We start from the raw sequence: 8,334 nt of genomic DNA, 5'->3' as shown, positions 1-8,334 counted from the left end.
TTCCCGTCGGTGATGCTGCGGCCTGGGGAGACGTATAGTACTTCTACGGTTTTTAAGATGGGGGTGCGGAAGTAGGGATGGGCTTTTGGCGGTCGGCTTTCGGCTAGAACTTCCCACATATTGCCTCCGACCCCGATATAGGTTCTTCTCTTTTTTTTTGAGAATCTTGCAAAGATTAGAAGTCGAGACGGACGCTCAACGAAAATAGCTTTTGAGCCTAAAAGAGAGCTGTTTTGTTAAAATTGAAAAATAATCCAGGCTCAAAAGAGGCTCGTATAGTTTTCTCATTATCAAAAACCTAAAAAAACAATTGGGTAGAGTAAGAATTTACTTGGCAATTTCTTTGATTTTTTTCCATAAAACAATGTGTCCTTCCGTACCTACGGATTTAGTATCAAGTATTTGCCATCTGTCGCCAGGATTAGTATAACCTTTGAATTTTACCTTTATACCGCCTTGCAACCACTCCCCATTTTCGGTTTGGACTGGAATTGTATCCCTCAGAAATACTGGCGACTTTATTACGAGAACATCTTTTACAGGTTTGTTTTGCACCTTTTCATCATAATAAATCCAATGCTCATCTGATAGATCAGCGGAAGTCACACTTTGCGCTTTTCCAGGAAGCTGCTCCAACGGTCTTTTGTGAGTTTCCAAATCTGGTAAACTGACCTTTTGCTCAATTTGAGAACGTTGCTTTATATTCACCAATCTATCGCTTCGCATTTTTTCTTTTTGGTTCTGTCCTTGACTTACCTGGGAAATTTCTAGTAGCGAGTCCCGTACATAATAAATGTTAATTTTTGATGAAAAGTTGAGATCAGGCACATAAGTGTCTATAGGTTCAAATGATGATATGAGCGATTTGTAAAGTGGATTTCTGGTGATAAATATAGAAGAAGCACTATCTGATTCATTCAGTCCTCCCTTCAGCCTTAAAAAATCGTTATTCATTTCTGTATATGACAGAAATCTAAGCTCATACTCTGAGCCGTCCAGAAAATCTTCACTTAGCGAATATTTGGTAAACTTCAGCCGAAGTGAATTGGCAGATAAGCCGGAGTGGTTCGCTCTAATTGAGCCAACGGTGAAACATTTTATTTGTTTACGAAGGTTGAGTTCGCGCAGCAGATTTCGTTTTCGTTTTGGAAGATCGGAGTAAGTGGTATCCTGCCGAAAGATATTAACAGCTGGCAGAGGCGGATTCAGGAATTTAAAGACATTAGAACTATCATTAGTTTGACTGAAATTATCGGAATGCTCGTCGCTAAGTGCTGTGAGGTAGCGGAGTGATTGCCAGTGCTGATCCGTAGAGTCGCACAATACTGTATTGTAATGCATCCCTTTAAAAGGATTGCCAGAACGTTCGCAGATATTTGTTACATAATTGGGATAGATATTTAGCCGGAACTCTCCTGATCTTGGTTCATAGTATAGCTTACACATCATAAAGAATCCATCCTTATCATTCTTATAATTAGTGATACTGGAATATATCTTATTATAGGACATTTCCAAATATCGCTCGCCCATAAAGACTCTGCCGATGTATGAATTTATTGAGCTATCGAATTCCATTTTATCAAATCTAACAATAAACATAGTTAGCTCATTATGGGCTGAAATGGAACGATTCCTCTCATAACGTTTTGGCGAATGAACGTAACCAAAATCAATAACTCTCTCATAAACGCCACTATTTACCATCTGATTGGCCAGAGAATCTAATTTGACTGTAATGGCGGACTTGATAGATGGCTGTGCATACAACCCAGATACGCCACAGATCGACTGCACAAATAGCACGAGTAACGTAATTTCGGATTTCAAAGATACATTCATTCGGATATTATCTTAATAAGTTATAAGATGAACCAACTCCGCCAATGAGTATGGATTCTTCATATGCAGGATAGAACCTATGCAGACGTTCTCGACTGCTTTTTTTGTTGTGTAAATCATCAGGTTCTTCCTCGTTAGGTATCGCATTTAAATTTATCTTACTTATGGTTGACCAGCTATGAATCAAGTTCTGAACGCCCATTTGCTTAATTCCACCTTGAAATCCGATAAAGCCTTCCATTGACGCATTATTGAATCGAGTTTTGCCTTGACCAAATAATTCGGGCGATAATTCTATGGCCAGAAAGGTGCGACCAGTGTTGAATAGCTTTTGACCAGGCTCCTGTGAGACGTACCGAGGGTGTCTTGTTCGTTTTTTGAATGCCTTTGAATCCGGTTTTACCCCAGAAGGTTCAATAAAGTTGTTTGGGACTCTGGAAGTATTTGGTTTAAAGGGTTCGTAAAGGTCGGGACTATCGAAAAGATCTCTTTGAAAGTTACCTGTATAAATTTCTGAAAAGAGTTTAACCTTGATATTTTTAAATCGAAGTTGAAGATTACCACCACCCGTATAAAATCTATCGTAGTTATCCGCCAAACCCTGCAATATTCCATTGTCAGTTCCAAAAAAGTCTTCGTATATATTAAAGTTTATATCCCAATCTGACCCACCACCCCTCAGGCCGATATAAACAAGTTGTTGTGTCCGGTTTCTAAAAGTTGTGATGTTGCGACCAACACCACGTGGCATGACTACAAAATTGCTACCAATCGTTATTGATTGCTTGAAATCACTATGAATAGCGCTCGAAGCACCAAAATAGAACGGATTGACTTCCTGAAACAGGCCGTCCCCCGCACCGACCATAATCATTGGCGACATTACAGCGTTGATCTGATAAGTTGTAAGGTATCTGTTTCGGTTACCTAGGTTGCTTTCAGAGCCAACCATATTAAGTGAAATATTGAATGAAGGCTGCGTATGTTTGAAGCGAATCCAAGTTCCAAAAGATGAAGTGATCCCCCATCCTCCATTGAAGAGGAAGTACGCAGATATTTTACTATTCAAATGTGCTTTGCCAGATTTACTCTTGAATAAATCTGCTTGACTGTAAGTCATTATTGGCAGGAAACAACCCAACCAAAGGCAACAAGAAATGCTTTTTTTAAAAATTCGTAAGCAAAGGTTTATCATGATTATAAGGGTTACTGTATATATTGATCTCTCGTCGTTTTCGATGCACTACTAGGCCAGAGATACCTTACACAGAAACGATGCTCCTAAACCCGCTACCTCTGATTTGTCCCTTACTCGACCTTGTATAAGGTTTAATTTTCTTGCTCAAAAGATTCACTCAGGAAAAGTAAAAAATAAATTCAATATTCGGAACGGATAGTCATCCAAAACTTATCGAGCGGTAGGTTTTTTTTCAACTAGCGAGGAATGGTAGGTTTGCCGAGTACGGCGAAGGAGGGCTCGGTAGATTCCGCCCCGGGCAGTTTATTTGGTTATCGTATAAAAAGCCGAGCGCACGACAGTATGCTAAATACCCTGGTTCGTCGCAGTCTTCTGCGCCGATAGCTAAGACACCTCAGCTCGCCGTAGTCTTCCGCTGCCGTTGTTTATGGTCTGAAAGACTGCGTACCAAAAATGAATTGCAGCCGGATGGTCGGCCCCGCGATGTTCGGCCCCGCTGGACTGCCCGAAGCACCCCCCTGTTGGTCGCAGTCTGCAAAGACTGCGACCCGTACTTCGTAGTCTTCCGCCGCCGTTGTACGCAGTCTGCAAAGACTGCGTACAAAAAATAAAAAGCCGTTTTTAACGGCTCTCGAAGCCCAAAGGCCGCAATACATCCCCATCTTGCTTGCTGTATCAACTATGACTACATACATCAGCGACCGCATTGCCATCACTCCCAACCTCTGCCATGGACGGCCTATCGTCCGGGGCATGAGAACCACTGGGCAACAAAAACGACAAAAGCCATGACGCTCTCTATTCCCGACGAGGTGTTGGCACAGGCCAAACTCTCTTCCGCCGATCTTAAAGTCGAATTGGCCGCTTACTTGTACGAAAAGCGGCGGCTGAGCATCGGCAAGGCCCGTAAGATAGCGGGCCTGAGCCTAATCGATTTTCAAAAGGAACTTGCCAAGCGGAATATCTACCTTCACATCACCATCGAAGACGTCAATGCCGATCTCAAAAATCTCAGGAAGCTGTGACGTCGATTGTTAGCGACACCTCACCCGTCACCAACTTGATCAAGATAGGATAGGGCTATTGTCACTGCTGCGTGACGTGTATGGGCAAATCATTATTCCTCAGTCGGTTTATGAAGAACTCTGCGAAATAGAATCACAAAAAAGGCTGCTTGACCAACAGGCTTGGATTCAGGTTGTGACAGCACAGGATAGGGAATTTGTCGAAACACTTGAAATAGAATTAGACAAAGGCGAGTCTAAATCAATCGCCTTGGCTGTTGAACTCAAAGCTGATTTTCTGATCATTGACGAAAGCAACGGGCGGCAAAAAGCAGAATCATTGGGAATCGACATTGTAGGTTTGCTAGGAACGTTGCTAAAAGCAAAGGATTTGGGCCTTTTGCCCAAAATTCAACCTATCATTAACAGCCTGATTGATCGGGCAGGTTTTTTCATTAGCCCACAATTGAAAAAGCACGTTTTGACACTCGCGAGAGAGTAGCCTTTTTGACACTTTTCGCCAAACTAGACTTGAGGCGGTGCAGTTGACATTTGAATAACCACTACGCCACTCAGCAGCCCATCTTTATTCAGGTAATTCTTGATCTGAGGTACCAAAGGCCTCAAAACCTCATACCGATTGATCCAGGCCGACAGGACGAAAAAGGGCAACGGAGTATTTGGAGAAATTTTGCTGGTGCTGCAAGTTCTTATCGAAAGTAAGAAGCGCGTCAAATCCGTTTTCGATGAGGAGTTTGAGAAGTTGCCCGTTTTTCACTCCGTTCCAACCTTTGTCACGCACTGTGTAAACTTCATGTTCGGGAAAATCGAGTTTGAGCCGTTTTGGCAAATTCTCGTCAAGCAACAGCCGCATACAACTGGTCTATGTCTTTTGTGTTGAGCAATCGGTTGGCCCATTCCAGCAGGGCAACGGCTTGTTCTTTAGTTACGGTGGGGAAATCTTCGAGAAATTCGTCGATCGTCACGCCAGCTTCCAGATGGTCGAACAAAGACTCAATGGGAACACGGGTCCCTTTGAAGACGGTTTGACCGCCCAGTATTTCCTTGTCCACTGTGATGATCTCTTTAATCTCCATGATAAATTTTATCAGTAGTTGGAACAAATATACCAAAAACTGATCGGGATGTGAATGCTTGCTTAGGCTCTGCAATGAACACTCCGGGCAGGCGTACCTGCTTGTAACAGCCCGAACCCCAAGCTACTCCTACCTTTTAGCCTAAAACTGAGTAATTTTGTAAAAAAGGACAAACATCATGACAACGTTAAGAATCGACACCGAGGACAGGAAAATCCTGAAAGCCGTCCGGGCTATTTTGTAAAGCTTTGAGGTGCCTTTTGAAGAGGCACGATCCGACGACTCGGCCTATGATCCTGAGTTTGTGGCGATGGTGAAAGAAAGCCAGCAAGAGGCCAGGGAAGGAAAGGCTGTCACCTTTGAAGAGGGAATCAACCTATGGGAACTGATAAGTACCAAATAAAGCTTACTCCCACGGCCATTCGGCAACTTCTTAACCAAAACCAACATTTGATTCTCATCTCGAAACTTCTTAAATTCACTACTTGAAAAAGCAGCTCAATTCAGGAAATGAATTCATAATCGACAAGCTGACCAATTCAATCGAAAACATTTCGACGGGAGAAGTTTTTGACACAGAGATTGTTCGGCTAACTGGCTCAGATGCCAGTCAAATCAAAAAGAGCGACTGGCAGTTTGATTGGCATAAAGAAATGAAAGACAAAACCAAGAACATCTACAAGCTGACTACGGTAAACAATCCGACGATTATCCAAGGGCTGTTGAGCATCGAGGACAAAACCGACCACATTTTCATGCAACTAATTGAAAGTTCTAAGTTCAATAAGGGAAAAGCCAAGGTCTATCTGGGAGTGCCGGGCAACCTCGTTGCTTTTGCTTGTAAGGTTTCAGTTGATAGAGGTTATGAGGGTTTTCTTGCTTTCGATGCAAAAACTGCACTCATAAAGTATTACCAGCAAACGCTCCACGCCACTCATTTTCGCGGATTGAGGATGTTCATCGAACCTGATGCTGCGTCAAGACTTATTTCACAATACTTCAAAAGCTAAAAACATGGGACTGATCAAAGAGCCGAAAGACGTCGACTTATCGACCAAATCTGAACCCTGGACGGAGCAGGAGTTGGCAGATTTCAGAAAAATCATGCAGGAAATAAAGGCGAAGAACGCCAAGCACGGGAAACGTACTGAACTACCTGCAACCACTACTGCTGTCTGAAAGGGTGACAAGTGGTGCTATGCATGACAGCTATGTCTTTTGTGTTGAGCAATCGGTCGGCCCATTCCAGCAGGGGTCCGGGGCATGGGAATCATTGGGCAAGCCGTTGGGAAGTTGTCATCCGGTAGGCCTTCAATGCTTGCTGATTAACCCCAAAAAGCACTTTATCCCCCACCAGCATTATACTCCGCACATCCCCCCTCAGGCGAAAGCCCGATTGCTGCTGCGGGATAGCCGTGAAACTACCCTTCCCGTCCCCTTTCAGCAAAAGCCCGTAGTTGGCATCGTACTTTCCCAGCCGCAGCCGTCCCTGACTGATGTTGCCGCCGAGGAGCAGGTCTTGCTTGCCATCCTGGTCGTAATCCAGCGAGGCAATGGCGAACACGGGCGAGAATTGTGCTTCCAGCGGTAGTTCTTTTAGTTGCAACTTGTTGCCAACATTGATAAAACAGGCGGTTTTCAGGTAGTTGGCGGTCAGTTTTCCGGCGTCTTTCAGCTCCTGGGCCGAGAAAAGGTCGTTCAGCGTTACGTCGGCGTAGCTTTTGTAGTCGGGGTAGCGGCTGCCCATGCTGCTCATTTGCAGCACGAGTTCGTCGCGGGTGATGTAGGGGTAGTTCTTGCCCTGCACGTAAAAACTCAGGATGGGATCGACCGTGCCGTTGTTGTCGAAGTCTTTGTAGTGGAGCGAGGCCATTTCCTGGTCGCTGGCCCGCACCTGCGAGTTCAGCCCCTGATTTCCTGCCACCAAATCGGGTTTGCCGTCGCCGTTGAGGTCTTCCACGAGCAACGTGTTCCACCAGCCCTGGTATTCTTTGTCGAAGTACTCCTTCGTTTTGTCGGTCAGTTTTCGGAACGCTGCCCGGCCGTTTTCCTGGATGAAAACCGTGAGGGGCATCCACTCGCCCACGACCACCAGGTCTGCTTTGCCGTCGCCGTTGAGGTCGGTGCTGGCGGCGTCCGTCACCAGGCCGAGTTTGGAGATATTTGAAGAAATGACGGACGTGCGGTTGGTGAAATTCCCTTTCCCGTCATTGACCAGAATATAGCTCTCCGGGACTCCAGGGTAGCGGCCCGGCACCACGCGGCCACCCACGAAAAGGTCGGGCTTGCCGTCGCCCGTGAAGTCGCCCGCGCACACGGCGCCGGTGCTGGTCAACATTTTTGGAAGGGCATTGGGGCTTGGGAAAAAGTTTCCTTTTCCGTCGTTCAAGTAGAGTTTGTCCTGAAAGCGGGCGTCGTTCGGCGCGAAATCCGCGTAGCCGCCGTGGGCGATGTAAAGGTCGGGCGCACCGTCGCCGTTAGCGTCGAAAAAGATGGCGTCAGTGGCTTGACTGGCGGCGTCGGCAGCGAAGGCAGGGGTACTTTTCTTGCTAAAACTACCTCCCTTTTGTTGGATAAATAATTCGCTGGGCTGGCCTTTGCCGCCGCCCACGAAGACATCTTCCAGCCCGTCGCCGTTCACGTCGGCCTTCGCCAGGCAGGGGCCGGAAAAAGACAACGGATTGACCAGCAGCGGCTGGCGGTAGAAATCGTTGACTTCCAGTTTGGCGTCCTGGTACTCGATGGGGGAGGGGATTTCCTGAAATAATGCGTTCGTCTTTTCGCCCCATTTGAAAGTACCCGTGGCGTCGGTTTCCGATACGGTCAGGAGTTGATCGACTTTGGGATTCACCAGCATCTGCATTTTGCCCGAGGGCCAAACTACCCGCAGCGAATCCACGATACTTTTTTCTCCCAAACCAAAATGCAAAATCGGCGATACGCTCGACTGGTAGCCGCGCGTCGGCATTTGTTCAAGGTACTGCGCCTGACCGCCGCTGTACAGCGTCAGTTGCGCCCCAATGCCCTGCGTGTTCGCGCCTTTGCCCTGGGTTTTTACTTTCAGAAAATGATTTTTGGATAATTTGTCTGCTTGATTTTGATAGATAAAAGCGGGCTGGTTCACATTGTTGACGATCAAATCCAGATCGCCGTCATTGTCCAAATCGGCGTAGGCCGCGCCGTTGCTGTTCGA

11 protein-coding genes are annotated in these 8,334 nt (G+C 46.0%); 6 read left to right on the top strand and 5 right to left on the bottom strand.

Annotated elements, in window-relative coordinates:
* Positions 1 to 327: 327 nt before the first annotated feature.
* Both ACEW8P_RS25705 and ACEW8P_RS25700 read right to left on the bottom strand, forming a co-directional pair.
* Positions 328 to 1,830 carry a hypothetical protein gene (locus ACEW8P_RS25705; protein WP_373515922.1) on the bottom strand — a complete coding sequence of 501 codons (1,503 nt, stop codon included), beginning with the start codon at positions 1,828 to 1,830 and terminating at the stop codon, positions 328 to 330.
* A 19-nt stretch (positions 1,831 to 1,849) separates the two neighbouring features.
* Positions 1,850 to 2,962 (bottom strand): hypothetical protein, encoded by a 1,113-nt coding sequence (locus tag ACEW8P_RS25700; protein ID WP_373515921.1) that lies wholly within the window; start codon positions 2,960 to 2,962, stop codon positions 1,850 to 1,852.
* Between the two features lie 759 nt (positions 2,963 to 3,721).
* On the opposite strand from ACEW8P_RS25700, the gene ACEW8P_RS25695 reads away from it, so the two are divergent.
* From ACEW8P_RS25695 to ACEW8P_RS25685, 3 genes are read left to right on the top strand one after another with little or no spacing between them, the layout of a single operon-like run.
* Positions 3,722 to 3,832: a DUF433 domain-containing protein gene (locus ACEW8P_RS25695; RefSeq protein ID WP_373515920.1), complete on the top strand. Its 111-nt coding sequence runs from the start codon at positions 3,722 to 3,724 to the stop codon at positions 3,830 to 3,832.
* On the top strand, positions 3,829 to 4,065 hold the full coding sequence (locus ACEW8P_RS25690) for a UPF0175 family protein (RefSeq protein ID WP_373515919.1): 237 nt from the start codon (positions 3,829 to 3,831) through the stop codon (positions 4,063 to 4,065). Before ACEW8P_RS25695 ends, ACEW8P_RS25690 begins: the two co-directional genes overlap by 4 nt.
* A gap of 58 nt (positions 4,066 to 4,123) precedes the next feature.
* Complete coding sequence (locus tag ACEW8P_RS25685; RefSeq protein WP_373515918.1) at positions 4,124 to 4,546, top strand: DUF3368 domain-containing protein; 423 nt, start codon at positions 4,124 to 4,126, stop codon at positions 4,544 to 4,546.
* Positions 4,547 to 4,675: 129 nt separating this feature from the next.
* Here ACEW8P_RS25685 and ACEW8P_RS25680 read toward each other — a convergent pair whose 3' ends face one another.
* Together ACEW8P_RS25680 and ACEW8P_RS25675 are read right to left on the bottom strand one after the other, a co-directional pair.
* On the bottom strand, positions 4,676 to 4,918 hold the full coding sequence (locus ACEW8P_RS25680) for a DUF5615 family PIN-like protein (protein WP_373515917.1): 243 nt from the start codon (positions 4,916 to 4,918) through the stop codon (positions 4,676 to 4,678).
* The gene (locus ACEW8P_RS25675) at positions 4,902 to 5,141 is read right to left on the bottom strand and encodes a DUF433 domain-containing protein (protein ID WP_373515916.1); all 240 of its coding nucleotides are present in this window, start codon (positions 5,139 to 5,141) and stop codon (positions 4,902 to 4,904) included. Before ACEW8P_RS25675 ends, ACEW8P_RS25680 begins: the two co-directional genes overlap by 17 nt.
* Before the next feature lie 253 nt (positions 5,142 to 5,394).
* On the opposite strand from ACEW8P_RS25675, the gene ACEW8P_RS25670 reads away from it, so the two are divergent.
* The 3 genes from ACEW8P_RS25670 to ACEW8P_RS25660 all read left to right on the top strand — a co-directional run bounded on the left by ACEW8P_RS25670 (position 5,395) and on the right by ACEW8P_RS25660 (position 6,320).
* Positions 5,395 to 5,544 (top strand): DUF2683 family protein, encoded by a 150-nt coding sequence (locus tag ACEW8P_RS25670; protein ID WP_373515915.1) that lies wholly within the window; start codon positions 5,395 to 5,397, stop codon positions 5,542 to 5,544.
* Between the two features lie 82 nt (positions 5,545 to 5,626).
* Positions 5,627 to 6,151 (top strand): hypothetical protein, encoded by a 525-nt coding sequence (locus ACEW8P_RS25665; RefSeq protein WP_373515914.1) that lies wholly within the window; start codon positions 5,627 to 5,629, stop codon positions 6,149 to 6,151.
* A 4-nt stretch (positions 6,152 to 6,155) separates the two neighbouring features.
* On the top strand, positions 6,156 to 6,320 hold the full coding sequence (locus ACEW8P_RS25660) for a hypothetical protein (RefSeq protein ID WP_373515913.1): 165 nt from the start codon (positions 6,156 to 6,158) through the stop codon (positions 6,318 to 6,320).
* A 91-nt stretch (positions 6,321 to 6,411) separates the two neighbouring features.
* On the opposite strand, the gene ACEW8P_RS25655 is transcribed toward ACEW8P_RS25660, so the two are convergent.
* On the bottom strand, positions 6,412 to 8,334 hold a 1,923-nt coding region (locus ACEW8P_RS25655), incomplete at its 5' end, for an FG-GAP-like repeat-containing protein (RefSeq protein WP_373515912.1).

The sequence above is a fragment of the Persicitalea sp. genome, from assembly GCF_041751555.1.
Lineage (GTDB): Bacteria > Bacteroidota > Bacteroidia > Cytophagales > Spirosomataceae > Persicitalea.
This window is presented reverse-complemented; position numbering and strand designations above follow the sequence as displayed.

Bases quoted from the DNA above. Each gene is read 5' to 3' on its own strand.
- ACEW8P_RS25700 (WP_373515921.1), bottom strand. From the start codon at position 2,962: ATGACTTACAGTCAAGCAGATTTATTCAAGAGTAAATCTGGCAAAGCA.
- ACEW8P_RS25695 (WP_373515920.1), top strand. From the start codon at position 3,722: ATGACTACATACATCAGCGACCGCATTGCCATCACTCCCAACCTCTGC.
- ACEW8P_RS25690 (WP_373515919.1), top strand. From the start codon at position 3,829: ATGACGCTCTCTATTCCCGACGAGGTGTTGGCACAGGCCAAACTCTCT.
- ACEW8P_RS25680 (WP_373515917.1), bottom strand. From the start codon at position 4,918: ATGCGGCTGTTGCTTGACGAGAATTTGCCAAAACGGCTCAAACTCGAT.
- ACEW8P_RS25675 (WP_373515916.1), bottom strand. From the start codon at position 5,141: ATGGAGATTAAAGAGATCATCACAGTGGACAAGGAAATACTGGGCGGT.
- ACEW8P_RS25660 (WP_373515913.1), top strand. From the start codon at position 6,156: ATGGGACTGATCAAAGAGCCGAAAGACGTCGACTTATCGACCAAATCT.